The organism is Pseudovibrio ascidiaceicola (genome assembly GCF_900114245.1).
Classification (GTDB): Bacteria; Pseudomonadota; Alphaproteobacteria; order Rhizobiales; family Stappiaceae; genus Pseudovibrio; species Pseudovibrio ascidiaceicola.
Genome location: NZ_FOSK01000011.1, coordinates 44,740 through 64,598, shown reverse-complemented (window position 1 = coordinate 64,598; position 19,859 = coordinate 44,740). Strand labels below are relative to the sequence as shown.

The following is a 19,859-nucleotide window of genomic DNA, read 5'->3' as shown; positions in this document are numbered from 1 at the left end:
GGACAAGATGACAGAGGATCAAGAGAGACTTTCGCGACGTGCCCTCCTTGGTGCTGGTGCCATTGCCGGAGCCGGGACACTTGTTGCTGCTAAAGACACCCAGGCGGCAGCTCCTTTAAAACCGGTAATCGTGGAATTTCCAGCTCCTCCGTTACAGCAAGATATCTCTGAGGCGCTGCAGTCCGCGATGAATGAGACTGCAACGCAGGGGCAAATCCTTCAGCTTGGTGCTGGCAGCTATTTGTGCTCGGGCCTTACTCTGCCCAGTGGACTGACCTTACGTGGTGTACCCGGACATACGCGTCTGGCACTCAGTGGAAGCGGTCCTCTTCTGCAGGGCATTCAAGCAGATCATATCAGCCTGAGTGGTGTTATCTGCGATGGCAACAGCCTGCCACTTTCCGACGACGTCTCGGCGCTGTTGTGGTTTTCTCAATGTGAGCGGCTTGATCTCAGTTCCTGTGAGATAACCAAGAGCAGCAAGGCTGGTTTGGTGCTGGAGCAGTGCTCAGGCTCTGTTATTGGTAACCACATCCAAGCAATCGGAGATGTTGCCCTTCTCAGCTACAATGCTAGAGCGCTTCAGATTGAGGGGAATATCGTTTCTGACTGCGGAAACGGTGGTATTCTGGTGCATAGGTGGTCTGAAGGGCATGATGGCTCTACCATTTCCAGCAATCAAGTCTCCAACATTCGAGCGCAAAGTGGTGGAACCGGTCAAAATGGCAATGGCATCAATGTGTTTCGGGCGGACAATGTTACCATCTCCAACAACAAGGTGAGTGATTGTACGTTCTCCGCAATCCGCGCCAATGCTGCGTCTAATGTTCAGGTGCTTGGCAATACCTGCCATCGTTCCGGCGAGGTGGCTTTGTTTGTTGAGTTCGGTTTTCAGGGCGCTATTGTCAGCAGTAACCTGATTGAGACAGCCGCCAACGGGATTTCCATCACCAACTTCCGCGAGGGTGGTCGTCTGGCCGTGTGCTCCAACAATGTATTGCGCGATATTACTGGCACTGGGCCTTATGCGAAGGACAATCCGAGTTTTGGGGTTGGTATTGCGGTTGAGGCGGATACCAGTGTGACTGGCAATGTTGTCGAGGATGCGCGGGTTGTTGGCATTAATCTGGGTTGGGGCCCGTATCTACGTAATTTGATTGCAGCTCAAAATACTGTGCGCTCTGCCCCGGTGGGTATTGCCGTCAGCTTTGCAGCTGAAGGACAAATTGCGCTCATTTCCCAGAATATCACTGCTGACTGCGCCGTGAATATCGCTGGCTTCAAATGGGATGAGCAAGTGAGCGGCGATCTGGCAGTTTCAACGGAGGATCTGCCACACTCCATTCGCGTGACAGACAATCTTGTCAGTGCAGTTTAGATGAGGCGGCAGGAGATGAAACTCCTGCCTTGTATCACATGGCGTTCAGAAGACGCTTGAAGTCTGCAACAGGGCGTACTTCGCCGACGAGAACATCGCGGCGGTTCTTCAACTGCTGGTGTTCCCAGGCGTTCAGGCCTTTTTCTTCTTCATCAGAAATATCCAGAAGCGATCTGATGGTGGATGCCATCATCACCTCAGCACCACGCACGGAACCGTCTTCACATTTCAGCGTCACGCCGAAGCCAAGCTCTGGCAAGGCTGCACAGAAGACACCCTCTGCGCCAACTTTTACGAAGACGCGGCCTTTGAAGATATCCATGATCTCGGTGCAGAAGCGGTTTTTGCCTGCGACCATGTATGGCTCGTTGACGCACGCCTCGTAGAGCGTTTCCGCTGCACTGGCGCGGACCGGATCGAGGCCAACACCTGTTGCAAAGCGCGCAAAGGCCAGCGCTGTTTTCTGTTGGTCCATGGCGTAGGTCGGGATGGAACAACCATCTGTGCCGCATACATCACGCGCCAGAATGCCACCGCTCATCTGTTCCAAAACGTTGCGGATTTCCATCTGAACTGGGTGGTCAAAGTCGATGTAGTTTTCGGTTGGAATACCCAAGGTCTTGGCCATGGCAAGGAAACCGGCATGCTTGCCAGAACAGTTGTTGTGCAGCTGGCATGGGCTGTCATCGGTCTTCACAAGGCCGACGCAATCATCCATGTGCTTTGGCCATTGTGCGCCACACAGCAGGTCTTCTTCTGTCAGGCCAGCTTTGAAGAGCATGATGCGTGCGGAGTTGGCATGGGTTTCTTCGCCGTTATGAGAGGCGCAGGCTAGTGCCAGTTCTGCATCGTCAAAATCAAGGGCTTCTGCCGCTCCGGATTCCACCATTGGAATTGCCTGAAGAGCTTTGATTGCGGAGCGTGCAAAGATGCCCTGCTCCACGTCACCTGCGCTGAATGCCAGCTTACCATCGGCATCAACGATAGCGATTGAACCACGGTGACGGCTCTCGACTGTGGTGCCGCGTGTCACTTCGACGAGTACGGGATTATCCATTCACTCAAACTTCCAGGGGTTGGATTACAGGCCAATTGGTTATCTGCGGGAGGCTGTCAGTCGTCCTTGCCTGACCAAGCAGCTCCGGCTCGTTGTAGTCTGCATACCCTATTTTTAAACGCAGAGCTACTTTTGCGAATTTGTCTTTATTTTTACGCGTATTCCCGAAAGCCAGAACTGCTTATCAGAGAAGCAGTGTCTATCGTCTGATGCGAGCTCTCAGGAAACTGCCAGTTCTCCCATCCATGCACGCAAACGGCCCAGTGCTTCTTGCAGGACTTCGTCCTTTTTGCAGAAGCAAAACCGGACGAATGTTTGCGGGCCTTCGGTGCCATAAAATGCCGAGATTGGGACAGCTGCGACCCCAGCCTGTTCCACCATCTTCTGGCAGAAGTCTACGTCATTGCCTTTGAAGCCAAGTGGAGAGAAGTCGCAGGTGACAAAGTAGGTGCCTTCGCACGGCAGCACTTTAAAGCCCATGTCTTCCAGCGGTTTGGTGATCAGGTCTCGCTTTGCTCTCAGGTCGTCTTCCAGTGAGGTATAGTAGTCATCTTCCTTGCTCAGACCGTAAGCGACTGCTTTTTGCAGGTTGGGCGGTGTGGTGAAGGTGATGAACTGGTGCGCCTTGGCGATTGGTTCCAGCAGGTTTGAGGCGGCTGTGATGTAGCCAACTTTCCAGCCTGTCAGTGAAAACGTCTTGCCTGCAGAGCCGATGCGAATGCAGCGGTCACGCATCCCCGGAAGGGTCATGAGTGGCTTGTGCTTGTCCTTGGAAAAGACGATGTGCTCGTAGACTTCATCGCAGATCGCGTAGCAATCAAACTCCAGGCACAGGTCTGCAATGAGTTGCAGTTCCTTCGTGGAAAAGACCTTTGCGCTTGGGTTCATTGGGTTGTTGAGCAAGATGGCTTTGGTTTTGCCGGAGAACGCCTTGCGCAGTGTCTCTTCACGCAGCTCCCAATTTGGCGGTGTTACCTGCACGAAGACCGGAGTGGCGCCTGCCCGTTTGACTAGCGAGAGATAGCAATCGTAGAGCGGCTCTATGAGGATGACTTCATCGCCCGGTTCAACCAGCGCGCAGATGCTGTCTGCCAGCGCTTCGGTGGCGCCTGAGGTGACGAGTACTTCGCTCTGCCAATCTACATCCAGATCATAGAAGCGCTTGTTGTTGTCCGCCACAGCCTGTCGCAAGGCCGGAACGCCCAACATAGGCGGGTACTGGTTTGGTCCTTCCATCAAAGTGTCAGCAGCAACCTGTCTCACATCCTGCGGGCCATCTACATCCGGGAAGCCCTGCCCCAGATTGATGGCCTGATGTTCCATAGCCAGACGCGACATGCGCTCAAATACCGTCGTTTCTATTCCGGTAAATACTGAGTTTGTCGGTTTCATCCGGGGTGCTCCTTGCCTGACACGCTTCTTTGCAGGACGACAAGCTAACGATTAGGCGGCATCCTGCAAAGTCTGCATTAGATGCATTTCCTGCGTATTTCCACATAAAGCGGTTTCATCTATTGCGGATTTTTGTGCCCAAACCGTTTCTCAAGTTTCAGCAATACGCTTTGACGTTTGTAGAAGCACCAATAGCACCACATGACCTCTCATGCAGTGTGGAACCAGAATTCCCGGAAGTCGGGATGAGCAAGGCGGCAGGCAATACCTGCGCTACTTATTGAAACTAATTCTTCGGCATTGGCTACGCGCCTTGCCCGGGCTTTCTTGTAATGAACAACGTCGCCTCTTTTGCCTATAAGGCACGATAGCCGGTTTCCCGGAAAGACAATGGCTTATCTAGACACGTTTCCATGCCCAAACAGTTCCTCCGTCTTTGATAGACACTTTCACAAAAGCAGGTTTTACTGCCGGTGCTCGAGTATCTATCACCGCGTGATACCCTATAGTCCTGGGCCCTTCCCCTCAAACCATGCGGCCACGTTTGAAGTTCGGTTCACCGGACCACTGAAAGGTGCGTTACGTCTTCCAATAGCCCCGCCCAGCCTACGACAAACTGACGGTCGCTCCGCCAGCAGCCCGTTACGTAGGCATGGGATTAGTATGGGCACGGTTTGAGGCCGGGGGGATAAGTTTTTTCAGGTTGCCTGCAATCCCCTTCGGTGTCATCCCGGCCCATGAGCCGGGATCCATATCCGCTTGCCTTGCTTTCTCATAAAGACCTTCAACCCACCTCTCATACTGGTAGTATGGATCCCGGGTCTACGCTGCGCTTCGCCCGGGATGACACCGAGGGGGCGAGCAAACAATCCTCATAGCCACCCACAGTCGTCTTCCCGCACTTGATGCGGGATCTAGTTTACTTCCATGACCACTTGACGAAAGTAGGCTTCAATCTTTGACTTCGAACTTGGGATGTATTTTGATTTATCAACGTTTTTTGCCCACTCGAAGGCATCTAATACCAGGGCTTCAAGCTGCACGATTTCAGGGAACTCTTCTAACTCATGTTTTTCTTTGAGTTGGGTCTTTGTTGTAATCAAACATTCCATTTCGTGCAAAACAACTGAAGAAAGTGGGAGCCCTGCAGCCAACTCCTGTACATTCATCGGTGGTGTGAGGGTCGGGTGCTCTTTAATCCAAAGAAGCGCAAGTGCTGGGCGAAGCGCATAAAAGAAACGTTTTAGGTTTAGGCGATTTTCAGTTGTGTGAGATTTTTCCCAATAGCGCAATCCAAGATTTCGATAATGATGGATACAAGGTGTTTGGCTTGCAGCTTCTCTTGAGAGGTCAAGCAATGGCGAGACTAATTCGTCACGCCAAATGTACCTTATAGGGCTGTGAAGCCATTCGAGCAGCACCGGATTGGACTTGAGCATCAAGTTCAAGGCTTTACGAATTTCCCAACCGCTGATGTCCAATTCATCGTCGATCGGCAACTCAATTACGTCTCTGCCAGCTTCTAAAGAAAGATACCAATCCAGTTTATGCGTATAGACGAACCGCACATCATAGTCGCTATCCGGCGAAGGAAAGCCCCAGGCACGGCTACCGCTTTCAATAGCAAAGAGGATCGTTACATCGTTGTCGGCCTCAATCTTATACAGTTGCTCCAAAATTCTGGTGCGCATGCTCTCTGAAATACTTGGTTTGAATGGTGTTAAAACTGTCATCTGAAAATTCCTTGCAATGGCAGAGGCATATCACGTTTTCAGGGAAACAGAAGCCCCACTCATAGATCGTGTGCCAACACTTTTTCCATTAGATAAAATCCAGGGGCCACATTGGTCGTAACATCCACCAGGCATCCCTCCCCGTACCCCGTGCATGGCTATTATGCGTTGGGGGGATGGTGTTTTTGACGATATTCCCGTATAAGCGCGTCAAAAGGGAGACAAAAACCGCTCAAATTTTAGCGGTGTCCTGGCTGAATAGCTCTTGTCCTTGAGCAGGAAACCTCTTGGTTTCACACGGACTTCACAGTGCGTGCCTAGGATTTGCCCACTACTTTAAAACAGTACCAAGAATCCCATTGGAGGTGCTACTTGCATTCGTCCTCGAAGGCGCACGCGCCCGAAAAGACTGGCTTTACAGCCAATACTATTAAGGTTGAGCTCCTCTCCGGGCTTACCGTCGCTCTTGCTCTGGTTCCAGAAGCTGTTGCATTCGCATTTGTTGCCCAGGTTGAACCACTTGTTGGTTTGTACGCGGCCTTCATCGTCGGCATTATTACTGCTGTTTTCGGTGGTCGTCCGGGCATGATCTCTGGTGCAACCGGCGCGCTTGCCGTTGTTATGGTCTCACTCGTGGTGACCTACGGCGTGGAATACCTGTTTGCGACCGTTGTGCTGATGGGCATCCTTCAGCTGATCTTCGGCCTGATGCGCTGGGGTAAGTTTATCCGCATGGTACCGCACCCAGTTATGCTTGGGTTTGTGAACGGCCTTGCGATCGTGATCTTTCTTGCGCAGATGGGCCAGTTCCAGATCGTTGATGAAGTGAGCGGTACAACAAGCTGGCTTGCAGGTATGGACCTGACGCTTATGCTTGGTCTTGTAGCGTTGACCATGGCTGTGATCTGGTATCTGCCAAAGCTGACCAATGCTATTCCTGCCCCACTGGCTGCTATTGTTGTTGTTTCTGTGCTGGTGATTGGCCTTGGGCTTAACGTTCAGACCGTTGGTGATCTGGCTCCAATTGCTGGCGGCCTGCCTGAGTTCCACATCCCAATGGTTCCGCTGAACATGGAAACTCTGATGATCATCCTGCCTTACTCCGTTATTTTGGCAGCGATTGGTTTGATTGAGAGCCTTTTGACGCTGAACCTTGTTTCTGAAATGACAGATACACGCGGCGGCGCCTCCAAAGAGTGTCTTGCTCAGGGTGCTGCAAACGTTGTAACTGGCTTCTTCGGCGGCATGGGTGGTTGTGCGATGATTGGTCAGTCCATGATCAACGTGAAATCCGGTGGCCGGACACGTCTTGCAGGTATTGCGGCAGCGTTGTTCTTACTCAGTTTCATTCTGTTTGCCTCTTCGCTGATTGAGCAGATCCCTCTGGCGGCGCTGGTTGGTGTGATGTTCATGGTGGTGATTGGTACCTTTGCGTGGAACACCTTCAAGATCCTGCACAAGATCCCACGTACTGATGCAATTGTTATTGCGCTGGTAACTGGTGTGACCGTGTATTCTGACCTTGCTGTTGCTGTTGTGGTTGGCGTGATTGTTTCTGCGCTGGCTTATGCGTGGAACGCGTCCAAGCGTATTGATGCGCACACAACAACCAACTCTGAAGGCCAGAAGATCTACAAGCTGGAAGGCCCGCTGTTCTTCGGGTCTGCTGCTGGTTTCCAGGAGATCTTTGATCCTCAGTCTGATCCGGATGATGTGATTGTTGACTTCATCAATTCCCGCGTGGTGGACCATTCCGGTCTGGCAGCGATTGATGCACTGGCAACGCGCTATGAGCAGGTTGGTAAAACCTTGCATCTGCGTCACTTATCTCCGGATTGTAAAGACCTGCTGCACAAAGCTGGCAGCATGGTTGAGGTCGCCGTTCTGGAAGATCCGCATTACGGTATTGCAGTTGATTATGATGCAGAGATGCAAGAGACCAAACCAGCCACAAGCTAGTTCAGGTTTCCTAAACTGATACAGAAAAGGCGGAGCACACTGGCTCCGCCTTTTTTATTCGCTCAAGCGGTTAGGCTTATCCGCGCTGGCCTTGCCCCATGCCGTGACCATGACCGTGGCCACCTTTGCGGTCCTTGTGGCCTTTGCGCCAGTCTTTCTTCATCTTTTTGAAGTCTGCGGAGGTGATGACGCCGTCGTTGTTACGGTCCATGCGTTTCATCATCTGAGCAGTTGGTGCAAAGAACTCTTCCTGTGTCACTTTCAGGTCGCCGTCAGCATCCAGACGCTGGAAGGAACGCACGTACATTGGTTCTTTGAATTCGGCTGCGATGGTTCTGAAACCAGCCAGATCAACAGGGCCATTTGCGAAGAGCTGGTCAGCGAGTTTGTTCAGCTCATCCTTGGAGATCTTGCCGTTCTTGTCCAAATCAACCTTGGCGAACATTGCGCCCATCATTTCGCCGCGCATGCCTTTGCCACCGTGCTTGCCGAAGCTCATCATACCCTGATCGCGTGGGCCATTACCCCAGCCACCTTTGCCTTGCTTGCCGTCGGCTTGTTTCCCGTCGCGAGGGCCTTTCTGCCAGCCGTCCTTGCCATCCTTACCTTGTTTGCCATCGCCCCAGCTGCCTTTGCCGCCCTTGCCATCCTGCATCTTGGCCATGCGGTCGCCCATGCGCTTTTTCATCTTGTCCATGCGCGCTGTCATGCGTTCTGCCTTATCAAGGAACTCTTCGCGGGTCACCTGACCATCACCGTCGCTGTCAAAGCGCTGGAAGATGCGGACTGAACGGTCTTTGCTGCGCTCGGATGAGCGATCTGCTGCAAAGACTTTCCATTCTTCCAGAGTGATTGCGCCGTCGCCAGCTGTGTCTGCTTTTGCAAAGTCTGCTTTGCGTTTTGTTTCAATTTCAGCAGCGGTGACAGAGCCGTCTTTGTTTGCGTCAAAATTTGTAAAGAACTGGGAAGACATCTTCTTGCCAAAGCTTCCGCCAAAACCCGGAGCAGCCATGGCAGGAGACAGAGCGGTACCAGCAATCAATGCAGCTACAGAGCCAGCCATAATAGTTTTGAAATTCATCATGTCGTGTTCTCCTAAAAATCAAAGCCTAAAACGAGGGGAAGGTTTGTGTGAGTGTGCTTCGATAAACAGAAGGTAGGAGCGAAGTGTCGCAAAACTACACCAGAAAACACGTTGTTTTGTCACAGGATTTACCAGAGTATCGGGTTGGGACAGTTTGATACATTTTTGGATGCCGAGAACCTTTCGCTGGTCCCGGGAATACGGCATAAGTTAGGCATCGCATACTATATGGTCTTTCATCTGCCATGAGAGACGGGACTCAAGCGAGGATGCATGTCTCAGAGTACAGCACATATTCTTATCGTCGATGATCATCGGGATATTCGGGAGAGCCTTGCCCGTTATCTGACGAAGAATAATATGCGTACGACCGTGGCAGAAAGTGCAGCCGCTGCACGTAAGGCTCTGAGGAACTCCTCGATTGATCTGGTGGTGCTGGACATCATGATGCCGGGCGAAGATGGCTTATCGCTCTGCCGGCATCTGGTGGAAACCAATCAGGCACCTGTGATCCTGCTGACAGCAATGGCTGAAGATACAGACCGTGTTGTTGGCCTTGAGATTGGTGCAGATGATTATGTGACCAAGCCCTTTAATCCGCGTGAGCTGCTGGCCCGCATCCGCGCTGTGCTGCGCCGTGCCACCAGTGTTCCGCGGGAACGTGACCCCATCGATACAGAAAAACTGGCGTTTAACGGCTGGGTTCTGGATACAGCGCGGCGTGAACTGATTGATCCGGAAGATGTGAGCGTCCCGCTGTCTTCCGGTGAGTTTCAGCTGCTGCTGGCGTTTTTGAAGCGACCTCGCGTGGTGTTGTCCCGCGAGCAACTGCTTGATCTGACCTCTGGCCGGTCACTGGGTGTGTTTGACCGGTCCATCGACAATCAGGTTTCCCGGCTGCGCCGGAAGATCGAGATTGATCCCAAAAATCCGGAATTGATCAAGACTGTCTGGGGGGGCGGTTACACCTTTACCGGTGAAGTCAAAGAAGTCACTGCATGAAGTTTCTTGGTAAACTGATCCCGCGCCGTCTTGCCCCTCAGCTTATCCTGTTGCTGCTGGCAGCGCTTATTTTCTCGCAGATCGTCAGCTTTGTGCTGCTGGGTCGCGAGCGTCAATATGCTCTTGCCAACCTTGCTCGCGACAATGCTCTTTGGCGCACAGCCAATGTGGTGAAGCTGCTAGAAGCCACGCCGCCGCGCTTACAAAAGCAGGTTCTGCGCACGGTCTCCAACACCCGCACCCGCTTTAGCATTGGCGATACTCCCGTTGTGGCCGAAATGGGTGGTGATGAAAGCATGGAGGCTCGGCTTGCCGACTACCTGAAGCGCAAGTTGGATCATGACCGGCAGGCCCGTGTTGCCGTTATCTACAATGAGCGCTTTCAAGAAGAGAAGTGGCGTGATCGATCCTCTCCGCCTCCAGAAGGACGTGAGCGGACTTCTCATGGTTCCATGCAGGCGATGCATGACCGACGGGATGATTATTTCAAAAAATACCGCTGGTTTTCTCTAAAAGGCGTTCAGCTCTTTGCTGCCATTGAGCTGAAGAATGGCCAGTGGCTCAACATCGAGAGCAACTTCCGGCTTCCGAAACCTTCATTTGTGCCGATATTGCTGCCGATCGTCATTATGGCTTTGCTGACCATCCTGATCATCTGGGTCTCTGTTTACCGCCTGACGAAGCCGCTTCGAACGCTGGAAGCTGCTGCCAATGACCTTGGTCGTGGTGCAGATGCGAAGCCGCTGAAAGAAGCGGGACCAGCTGAGGTACGGGCTGTGACGCGCTCGTTTAACCAGATGCAGGAGCGTTTGACGCGGTTTATTTCTGACCGTACTCGCATGCTGGCCGCAATCAGTCATGATTTGCGTACTCCGATCACCTCGCTACGCATTCGGGCCGAGTTTATTGATGATGACGAAGACCGGGAACGCATGATCGCCACGCTGGATGAAATGCAGGCGATGGTGGAGGAAACGCTTGCCTTTACCCGTGAGGATTCCAAGCAGGAAGAACTGCGTTCCGTAGACCTTGGTGGTTTGCTGGAGAGCATCGCCAATGATCAGGAGGACATGGGCAACCATGTGAGCGTTGAGGCGCAAAACCGGGTTGTGCTGAAGTGTCGTCCAATGTCACTTAAACGCGCCTTCCAGAACCTGATTGGCAATGCGATCCGTTATGGTGAGGAGGCTGATGTCTCCTTCCTGATTGATGAGGCTCATGCTGAGGTGCGTATCGCAGACAAAGGTCCGGGCATCCCGCAGAACCGCCTTGAAGACGTTTTTGAGCCGTTTGTTCGTCTGGAGGAATCCAGGAATGAACAGACCGGCGGCATTGGTCTGGGCCTTGCTATCACACGCAGCATCATTCATGCGCAAGGCGGTACTATTCGTCTTGAAAATGGCGAGGAAAAAGGCCTTGTCGCGATTGTGAGACTACCGCTTTAACACCCACCTTGAGTGAGAGATTAAGGCTTCTGTTACCCTAGCAGAAGTCACTCTCTCACGTCACATCTCTCTACTTCGTCACTGCTCTGCATAACAACAAAAAGCAGAGAACAATGACAAATCCAACCTCTCCTAAACTCTTGCTGCCAGCACTTGATACAGCATCAAATGCCGGTAATTCCGCCGAAACACTTGCTCAAGATGGCTACAAAGCCGTGGGACGTTATTACTCCCAGCACAGCTGGAAACAGTTAACCAGAGCAGAAGCCTCTGAGCTCTTTGCAGCCGACCTGAACATCTTTGTGGTTTATGAAGACAGCAATGATGCTCCGTCCTATTTCTCATCAGAAATTGGAATTCAACAGGCGCTACGAGCACTTTATCAGGCAGATGCCGTCATCCATCAGCCAAGGCAAACCGGCATCTATTTTGCTGTCGATTATGATGCATCAAGCTATGACTACACCCATTACATCAGGCCTTACCTGAGAGCGATCAACGATGTTTTTGCTTCCTTTGGCTATCCCTACCATGTGGGCGTTTATGGCAATGGTCTCGTCTGTTCCTGTGCCAAAGATGATGGTCTTGCCAACCTGACATGGCTTTCTCAGTCAACGGGTTACTATGACTATCAGGAATACAAGCAATCTGGAGACTGGAACATTCTTCAAGGTCCTTACGTGACAATTGCTGGTACTCAATACGATCAGGACACGCTCAATCTGAACCGAGGCTCTTATGGTGGCTTTGGAAGCTTTGCAGCTCCTTCCTGCTCCAAATGAGGTCTAAACCTTCCATTGGATCATCCTTCCAAACCCAGCGTATAACTTCGCTAACCATTGGAACTGGTAGGCTCTCACGGTCTTTCTCTCATGTTCGTCATCACTCTGCATAACAATAAGAAGCAGAGAAGCAATGACTGACGATAAAGGCATCAAGACCGAACCTGCCGTTGATACAGCTGAAGGTGTGGAAGTGCTGGCGAGCGCGATCGCCAAGAAAGGGTACAAGGCCGTTGGGCGTTATTACTCTTTTTCCAAGTGGAAGCAGTTGCAGCCAACGGAAGCCCAGCAGTTGATTGCTGCGGGCCTTTCCATCATCACTGTTTATGAGGACAGCAATGACAGGCCATCCTCCTTTACGAGTGCTGCAGGAACACAGCAAGCTCAACAAGCGCTGCATCTGGCGCAGGATGTAATCAGGCAGCCCAAAGGCTCTGGCATCTACTTTGCCGTTGACTATGACGCGTCCTATTACGACTACGTGCACTACATCACGCCCTACTTCAAAGAAATCCAGTCAGTCTTTAAAAAGGCTGGAAATCCTTACAAGATTGGCATCTATGGAAATGGATTGGTTGCCGCCAATGCCTTGCAAGACGGCCTTGTGGATCTGACATGGTTAAGCCAGTCACAAGGGTTTCGCGACTACAAGAAATTCCGCGATTCCAGAAAGTGGAACATCCTACAAGGGCCGGCTATAAAAATTTCAGGGACTGAGTTTGATGGTGACACAATCAACCTGACAAACGGCGATTTTGGTGGGTTTACCCACCTTGTACCCAAGGATGGCAGCTGAGTTCAGACTCTTAGAGTATCATTTAAGCGAACCCTGCGCAGTTGTTTGGGACTGCGCAGGGTTTTCTCTTTTATGCTGAAACGCCGAACTTGGCTTTTGCTTCCAAACGGCGTTGGTGCAGGACAGGTTCGGTGTAACCACTTGGCTGGACGCGGCCTTTGAATACCAGATCACAAGCAGCCTGGAAGGCGACGGAGTTGTCGAAGTCCGGTGCCATATTGTGGTAGGCCGCATCGCCAGCGTTCTGTTCATCCACCACAGCGGCCATACGCTTCATGATCTCCATCACTTGCTCTTTTGAGCAGACATTGTGATGCAGCCAGTTGGCGATGTGCTGGGAAGAGATGCGGCAGGTGGCACGGTCTTCCATCAAAGCAACATTGTGAATGTCCAGCACCTTAGAACAACCTGTGCCGTGTTCCACCCAGCGGACAACATAACCAAGGATGCCTTGTGCGTTGTTTTCAACTTCCGCCTGAATGTCTTCCGGCGTCCAGTTTGGATTGGTCGCAACCGGAATAGACAGAATGTCGTCCAGCTTTGCAGGCTCGCGGCTTGCCAGTTCTTCCTGAACGGCTGGCACACAGACCTGATGGTAATGCATGGCATGCAAGGTTGCTGCGGTTGGAGATGGAACCCATGCGGTGTTGGCACCGGCTTTTGGATGCCCGATCTTCTGCTCCAGCATAGCGTGCATAAGATCCGGCATAGCCCACATGCCTTTACCGATTTGCGCATGCTCTCTCAAACCGCAGGCAAGACCGGTATCCACGTTGTGGTTCTCATAAGCGTTGATCCATGCTGCTTGCTTCATGTCCGCCTTGCGGATCATCGGGCCAGCTTCCATGGAGGTGTGAATTTCATCACCAGTGCGATCAAGGAAGCCGGTGTTGATGAAGCAGACACGGGCTTTGGCTGCACGAATGCACTCTTTGAGGTTGACCGTGGTGCGGCGTTCCTCATCCATGATGCCCATTTTCAAGGTGTTGCGCGGCAGTTCCAAAACATCTTCAACGCGGCCAAACAGCTCGTTTGCGAAGGTGACTTCTTCCGGGCCATGCATCTTTGGCTTCACGATATAAACGGAACCAGCCACAGAGTTCATGTTGCGGGCTGTTGCCCCTTTGCGCAGGCCAATGTCATGCACTGCGCAAAGAGCTGTCACCATGGCGTCCATGATACCTTCGAAGACCTCGTTGCCATCCTCATCAAGGATTGCCGGGTTGGTCATCAGGTGTCCGACGTTGCGCACCAGCATCAGGGAGCGCCCTTTCAGAGCCAGTGCATCACCCTGCGCATCTGTATAGTGGCGGTCAGCATTCAACGTGCGGGTGAAGGTTTTGCCGCCTTTTGCGACTTCTTCCTTCAGATCGCCGTTCATCAGACCCAGCCAATTGCGGTAGGCCAGTGCTTTGTCTTCCCCATCCACGGCAGCAACAGAGTCTTCGCAGTCCATGATTGTGGAGATGGCGGATTCTAAAATGATATCGCTGATGCCAGCTTTGTCCGCAGCACCAATCGGGCTGGTGCTGTCAAACAGAACATCAAAGTGCAGGCCATTCTTCTGCAGCAGGATAGAGGTTGGCTCGTCTTTGTCGCCTGCATAGCCAACAAACCCGAGCGGATCCTGCAGGCCAGCCATGTCTTCGTTTTCAAGGGTCAGGGCCAGAGAACCACCCATAATGGCGAACTCTTTGACATCAACCCAGCTGCCTTCATCCAACGGCAGAGCTTCATCCAGCTTCTTGCGGGCGTAAGCGATCACTTCTGCGCCGCGCTTTTCGTCATACCCGCCCGCTTGTGGCGTCGTGCCCATGGCGTCGGTGCCATAGAGCGCGTCATACAGGGAGCCCCAGCGTGCATTGGCTGCGTTAAGAGCGTAGCGCGCATTCATCACTGGCACAACGAGCTGTGGGCCTGCAATTTCTGCGATTTCCGGGTCTACGTTGTCCGTCTCAACTTCAAAGCTGTCACCCTCTGGCAAGAGGTAGCCGAGCTCTTTGAGGAATGCCTTGTAGCTTTCAAGATCAATGGTACCGGGATTGGCTTTGTGCCAGTCGTCAATCTTGGTCTGGATATCTTCACGGATCTGGAGCAACTCGCGGTTCTTCGGTGTCAGATCCTTGATGATCTGCGAAAAGCCCTCCCAGAACTGATCGGATGACACACCGGTTCCCGGAAGCGCTTCTTTTTCGATGAAGTCATGGAGCTCTGGTGAAACCTGTAGTGATGCAACACTTACTCTTTGCGACATGGGTCCCCCTCGTATTGTCATTTTTTAGCAGGATATGCCGTCACTTCCTGCCGCTGAGTTTTTCAAACCAAACCCTTGCAAATTCAATCTCAAGTTTCAATGCATCAATTCGTTTCCGGCTCTTTCAAAACACAGGTGATTGAATGGCAAGCTTTAGTCACGCGGTCTAATGCTTTGATTTTGGGTGGATTTGCGTGCATTTCAAGACGGCATGCCAAGCAAAACGACATACTTGATGAAACCTCTACAGCCCTTGCGGAAATTCACCTTGCATTTGTTAGGGGGACGGTGAAGGGTGACTGCTCCTTTTCAGCGGTGCCTTCTGCCCGCTCACCGACGGACTTTTTACATGCCTATTCTCACCTCGCTGTACAGCAGGCCTATGCTGCTTCTGGTGTTGACCACACTCATGTGGAGCGGCAACGCCGTGGCCAGTCAGCTTGCTGTGGGGCATGTTTCACCTATGGTGATCGTGTTCTTGCGATGGGGGATTGTGGCCGCGCTCATGAGCCTGATTGCCTGGCGGGATCTTGTTGCGTCCTGGGCGGACATCCGCCCTCACCTGATCAGCATCGCTTTGATGGCCGCGTTCGGATTTTCCGGCTTCAATGGCTTGTTCTATCTGGCTGCTCACAACACCACAGCGGTGAACATGGGCATCTTGCAGGGCTCCATTCCGATGATCGTTGTGATTGGGGCTTACTTCCTGTTTGGCGCTCGGGTGACGCTAATCCAATTCATCGGCATTTTGCTGACATTGCTTGGTGTTTTCGTTGTGGCCAGTCAGGGCAGTCTTCAGGTTCTGCTCAATATGCACATCAATCCGGGTGATGCGCTGATGCTTGTTGCGGCGGTGTTTTATGCTGGATACACGCTGGCTTTGAGAAACCGCCCCAAGGTCCCTGCGCTGGCCTTTTTTGCGGTGATGGCCTTTGTGGCTTCCCTGGTGTCACTTCCGATGCTGGCGGTTGAGTACAGTCAGGAAACGTTGGTCTGGCCTTCTGTGCAAGGTTGGCTCGTTATTTTGTACATCTCACTTTGCCCATCATTCCTTGCCCAAATTTTCTATATGCGTGGGGTGGAACTGATTGGCCCCAACCGGGCTGGTGTTTTTGTCAATCTGGTTCCGGTGTTTGCATCGGTGATGGCAATTGTGCTGCTTGGGGAATTGTTTGCGTTTTATCACGGTGCTGCTCTGGCGCTGGTGCTGGGCGGGATCTGGATTGCAGAAAAATTTGCCTGGGAGAAGCGAGCCAACAAGGCGAAAGCCTGACCCATTTGCAACAGACAGGTGCATTACTCACAGACTTCAAAGTCTACCATTTCGGTAGACTTTGTTTTTGTGCTAAGTAACGCGAAAGTGTTGTTGTGTCGTGTTCAGCCAACTGTCAGCCAAACATGCGCGCCTCGTAACTATAAGTTTCAGCGTATCCATTTCGGAAACTCAATTCCACATTCCGGATATGCGCAGTCGTAGATCCAGAGGTTTTGCAGGCAGTGTCCACCGGTCTATCGCCCTCAGATATTCCCACTTTCGAAACGGCGGGTATTCCCGCACGTTTTGCTGGCCTCATTGAAGCTGCTCTGCCTGAAGGTGGTGAGCTGGTTGCAGCACGGGCAATCACCGCGCCTGCGCCGCACGTGGTGGCTGCAGAGCTGCGGGAATTTTCCGGATTTGACAGCAACTTCGGTTTGGTTGCAAAGCGTATGATTGACTACATCAAGGAAGATCGCGGAGCCCCAACGACAAAGATTGCCGCAAGCCTTGCCTTGAAGACAATCTGCCAGATCCTGCTCAACCGGATATCAGTCAGCTACCTTTTAAGTGGCCGCGCACCGCGCATTGATGAGCTACGGTTTGTCCTGCATGGCAAAGGTCCCTGGGTAGAGATTTTCTTTGACCCTCGCCTTTCGGAAGAGGATTTTGAGCTTAATCCGGACCAGGGCCCTGCGGAGCTGTTCGCACTTTCCATTTGCTTCGAAGAGATCATTCAGGTCTTCCACCGGGAGCTGGGGCGGCGAAAAGTGGCGCCTTCGGTGTTTTATTCCACCGTGGCTGTTTCCATCACATCGCCGTTTCTTGTCTTGCGTCGTCATGGTGCAAAGCCATCAGATGTGGCGAGCTTGATGCGCGCCTATCTTGCGAGCCTTGGTAAGAAGATCAATGGCGGGATTGTCTGGCGGCAACGTCAGCAAGAGGGGCTGACAGAGTATGCCCCGCGGCGTAAGGCATGTTGCCTGAAGTATGTCTTGCCGTCCAAACCGCATTTGTGCTCGACCTGCTCGCGGAGCACCGAGACAACCTTCTTTGACGAAGTGGACGGGCCTGTAGGCGGCCACTCCTTGCCGGATGGCCGCTGACTAAGACTTATTTGGTTGCGGTTTGCTTGCCGATATCCGGCAGGGTCACGATACGGTTTCCACGCAGATCACTGGCGCAGATGATGAAGCCCTGCTCTTCCATATGTGTGAGCAGCCAGCGCGCTCTGCCCGGTGAGCGGGTGCCATACGCTTTCGCGATGTCCAGATCTTCCGGGCACGGCTCATCTGCAAACGCGGCTTTTGCCAGCAGAAGATAGACGCCGCGCATCTCTTCTGGCAGCTGCCCAGCAATCACTTCTGCCTGCTGCCAATCACCTTCTTCGACTTCTTTTTTATCGACACCAGCACGAGCCACAGAAAGAAGCTTACGGAACTTAGCGAGATCCTGAGACTTCAGCCGATCAATGCGACAGCGGACCTGAAAATCCTGATAGAGCTGGGAGACTGGTGCGAAGGCAGCTTCAGGGTCTTCAAGGATTTTGGCGATGATCTCCTTATACTGCTGGTTCTTTTCTTCCAGGTTGAAGAGGTCTTCCGGCTCGGCTTCAACAACTTCTTTATGCTGCGCCTGCATGTTGCTGGCGGCTGTTTGTGACAGCTGCAACATAACGTCTTTTGCAGAAGGCGCGGCCACACGGTTGTTGTGCAGCACCGGATCATTGTCCGTTGCTGTGAAGATCAATTCAGCAGCTGTTTCAACGGGCTGGTTCGGCATTGGCATCAGCTTTGGCGAGCCGCCACGGCTGCCAGTAACAACTTCGCCAATAACCACCTTTTGCGGCCGGCGGGTCATTGCCGGGCCGAGGGAGATGAACTGTCCGCGCTCAAGGTTACGGAACTGTTCTGCCTGACGCCGGTCCATGCCGAGCAAGTCGGAGGCACGAGCCATATCAATGTCAAGGAATGTACGGCCCATCAGGAAGTTGGAGGCTTCCGCAGCCACGTTCTTGGCAAGCTTTGCCAGACGCTGGGTTGCGATGATGCCAGCCAGACCACGCTTACGACCACGACACATGAGGTTGGTCATGGCCATCAGGGAAAGGCGGCGGGCTTCTTCGCCGTAATCACCAGAGGCGGAAGGCGCAAACAGCTGGGCTTCATCCACGACGACCAGAACCGGATACCAGTATTGGCGGTCGGAATCGAACAAGCCGTTCAGGAAGGCAGCTGCGGCTTTGAGCTGCTTGTCCGGCTCCAGATGTTCCAGGTTTAGAATGACGGAAATGCGGTGCTGGCGCACGCGGGCGGCGATCATGGTGAGTTCGCGATCATTCATTGTCGCCTCAATCACCACATGCCCAAACTCATCTGCCAGCGATACGAAGTCGCCTTCCGGGTCAATCACCACCTGCTGTACCCACGGCGCGCTTTGCTCCATGAGGCGGCGTAGCAGATGCGATTTGCCCGAGCCGGAGTTTCCCTGCACGAGTAGTCGCGTTGCAAGCAATTCTTCAAGATCGACAACAGAGGAGGTGCCATTAGGTTTGACACCCATTTCGATGCTGACCGTCATTCAAAATCTCTTGTTGCGCCTCACAGGAGGCAGGTGATTAACCGGGTATCGGCAATAAACGTTTTCTAAAGTGCGCTGCGGTTCACTTCTCAGAGTTTGGCGCTGGCGAGAGCCAACGTTGATAAACCCGAAAATGGCATCAACTGCTGCTTGGGAAGTCAGCGCAAAATCTCCGATTCTAAGGAAAATTGCAAAGAAGCTGTTCCGCTTTCGCGTTCTTTCCCACAGAGCCCAAAGGACCTTTCAAACCAGAGCAGCTTCTTTTGGGAAGCCGAGAGAGGCAATGCCACATCTAGGCGAGACTGGCAATTGGATATGCCCGATTTCCAAGGGCATGACCTTCAGATTTGAGAATTGCCCAGTAAATGACCAGATTGCAACTTAGTTACAGTTGAGTTTGCGAGCTTGGACCTGCATTATGGAAGAGGGCATATATTGGATTAATTGGGGGGATTGTCCGCGGATGAGGGAAGAAACCTACGCAGAACGAGTGGTTGATGGCATCATCCACGTTGTGGGCATTGCGTTTGGAGCTGCTGCAACAACAGCCTTTGTTATGGTCTTGTGGGCGGCGGATGACTACGCCCGGCAAATCAGCATCTACATATATGCTGGTACGCTGTTGGCCATGCTTGTCTGCTCTGCGACCTACAATATTCTGCAGAAAGATAATAAGATTGGCATTCTGCGTCGTCTGGACCATTCTGCAATCTATTTCCTTATTGCTGGCACCTATACTCCCCTATGCCTGATGGTTCTTGGCGGCTGGCTTGGGATTTCCATGCTCGTTGGGATCTGGATTTGTGCGATTGCTGGTGCAGCCATCAAGATCCTACACATATCCTCGATGGACAAACTAGCCGTGCCTATCTATCTGGCGATGGGCTGGGTGAGCTTCTTTGCGATTGTTCCGATTTACAATGAGCTTTCCCTTGCAGGCTTTACTCTGCTGGCAACCGGCGGTGGCCTCTATACGGTTGGAACCCTGTTTTACATCTGGAAGAACCTGCCCTTCCAGAACGCGATCTGGCACGGTTTTGTGTTGTCAGCAGCGGCCTGTCATTTTGCGATGATCATGGTGGATGTAGCGTTGCCCGGCTTAGCCTGACCTAAACGATTTAGACCGAGGATGGGGACAACAG

15 protein-coding genes are annotated in these 19,859 nt (G+C 52.5%); 9 read left to right on the top strand and 6 right to left on the bottom strand.

Annotated elements, in window-relative coordinates; translation table 11 throughout:
* Positions 1-7: 7 nt before the first annotated feature.
* The gene (locus BM231_RS19435) at positions 8-1,378 is read left to right on the top strand and encodes a TIGR03808 family TAT-translocated repetitive protein (protein WP_093521979.1); all 1,371 of its coding nucleotides are present in this window, start codon (positions 8-10) and stop codon (positions 1,376-1,378) included.
* A gap of 34 nt (positions 1,379-1,412) precedes the next feature.
* Here the strand turns inward: BM231_RS19435 and BM231_RS19430 are convergent, their stop codons facing one another.
* The 3 genes from BM231_RS19430 to BM231_RS19420 form a co-directional block, all read right to left on the bottom strand.
* Positions 1,413-2,435, bottom strand: a complete 1,023-nt coding sequence (locus tag BM231_RS19430; RefSeq protein ID WP_063288143.1) for an asparaginase — start codon at positions 2,433-2,435, stop codon at positions 1,413-1,415.
* Between the two features lie 219 nt (positions 2,436-2,654).
* The gene (locus tag BM231_RS19425; protein ID WP_093521977.1) at positions 2,655-3,827 is read right to left on the bottom strand and encodes an aminotransferase; all 1,173 of its coding nucleotides are present in this window, start codon (positions 3,825-3,827) and stop codon (positions 2,655-2,657) included.
* Positions 3,828-4,741: 914 nt separating this feature from the next.
* The gene (locus BM231_RS19420) at positions 4,742-5,560 is read right to left on the bottom strand and encodes a nucleotidyltransferase domain-containing protein (RefSeq protein WP_093521975.1); all 819 of its coding nucleotides are present in this window, start codon (positions 5,558-5,560) and stop codon (positions 4,742-4,744) included.
* A gap of 372 nt (positions 5,561-5,932) precedes the next feature.
* On the opposite strand from BM231_RS19420, the gene BM231_RS19415 reads away from it, so the two are divergent.
* Positions 5,933-7,519 (top strand): SulP family inorganic anion transporter, encoded by a 1,587-nt coding sequence (locus BM231_RS19415; protein WP_093521973.1) that lies wholly within the window; start codon positions 5,933-5,935, stop codon positions 7,517-7,519.
* A 76-nt stretch (positions 7,520-7,595) separates the two neighbouring features.
* On the opposite strand, the gene BM231_RS19410 is transcribed toward BM231_RS19415, so the two are convergent.
* Positions 7,596-8,603: an EF-hand domain-containing protein gene (locus BM231_RS19410; RefSeq protein ID WP_093521971.1), complete on the bottom strand. Its 1,008-nt coding sequence runs from the start codon at positions 8,601-8,603 to the stop codon at positions 7,596-7,598.
* Between the two features lie 273 nt (positions 8,604-8,876).
* Here BM231_RS19410 and BM231_RS19405 point away from each other — a divergent pair, with 273 nt between their 5' ends.
* The 4 genes from BM231_RS19405 to BM231_RS19390 all read left to right on the top strand — a co-directional run bounded on the left by BM231_RS19405 (position 8,877) and on the right by BM231_RS19390 (position 12,628).
* Entirely contained in the window at positions 8,877-9,605 is a 729-nt protein-coding gene (locus BM231_RS19405) for a response regulator (protein WP_063312807.1), read from the top strand.
* Positions 9,602-11,050 carry an ATP-binding protein gene (locus BM231_RS19400; RefSeq protein WP_063312806.1) on the top strand — a complete coding sequence of 483 codons (1,449 nt, stop codon included), beginning with the start codon at positions 9,602-9,604 and terminating at the stop codon, positions 11,048-11,050. The genes BM231_RS19405 and BM231_RS19400 overlap by 4 nt, the downstream gene beginning before the upstream one ends.
* A gap of 113 nt (positions 11,051-11,163) precedes the next feature.
* Complete coding sequence (locus tag BM231_RS19395; protein ID WP_093521969.1) at positions 11,164-11,832, top strand: DUF1906 domain-containing protein; 669 nt, start codon at positions 11,164-11,166, stop codon at positions 11,830-11,832.
* A 133-nt stretch (positions 11,833-11,965) separates the two neighbouring features.
* Positions 11,966-12,628 carry a DUF1906 domain-containing protein gene (locus BM231_RS19390; RefSeq protein ID WP_093521967.1) on the top strand — a complete coding sequence of 221 codons (663 nt, stop codon included), beginning with the start codon at positions 11,966-11,968 and terminating at the stop codon, positions 12,626-12,628.
* 70 nt (positions 12,629-12,698) lie between these two features.
* Here BM231_RS19390 and BM231_RS19385 read toward each other — a convergent pair whose 3' ends face one another.
* Positions 12,699-14,882 carry a malate synthase G gene (locus BM231_RS19385; RefSeq protein WP_093521965.1) on the bottom strand — a complete coding sequence of 728 codons (2,184 nt, stop codon included), beginning with the start codon at positions 14,880-14,882 and terminating at the stop codon, positions 12,699-12,701.
* A 382-nt stretch (positions 14,883-15,264) separates the two neighbouring features.
* Here BM231_RS19385 and BM231_RS19380 point away from each other — a divergent pair, with 382 nt between their 5' ends.
* Both BM231_RS19380 and BM231_RS19375 read left to right on the top strand, forming a co-directional pair.
* Positions 15,265-16,155 (top strand): DMT family transporter, encoded by an 891-nt coding sequence (locus tag BM231_RS19380; RefSeq protein ID WP_093521963.1) that lies wholly within the window; start codon positions 15,265-15,267, stop codon positions 16,153-16,155.
* Positions 16,156-16,379: 224 nt separating this feature from the next.
* Complete coding sequence (locus BM231_RS19375) at positions 16,380-17,243, top strand: hypothetical protein (RefSeq protein WP_093521961.1); 864 nt, start codon at positions 16,380-16,382, stop codon at positions 17,241-17,243.
* A 7-nt stretch (positions 17,244-17,250) separates the two neighbouring features.
* Here BM231_RS19375 and BM231_RS19370 read toward each other — a convergent pair whose 3' ends face one another.
* On the bottom strand, positions 17,251-18,717 hold the full coding sequence (locus tag BM231_RS19370) for a helicase HerA domain-containing protein (protein WP_093521959.1): 1,467 nt from the start codon (positions 18,715-18,717) through the stop codon (positions 17,251-17,253).
* 463 nt (positions 18,718-19,180) lie between these two features.
* On the opposite strand from BM231_RS19370, the gene trhA reads away from it, so the two are divergent.
* Positions 19,181-19,825, top strand: a complete 645-nt coding sequence (trhA, locus tag BM231_RS19360) for a PAQR family membrane homeostasis protein TrhA (RefSeq protein ID WP_063312798.1) — start codon at positions 19,181-19,183, stop codon at positions 19,823-19,825.
* Positions 19,826-19,859 lie beyond the last annotated feature (34 nt).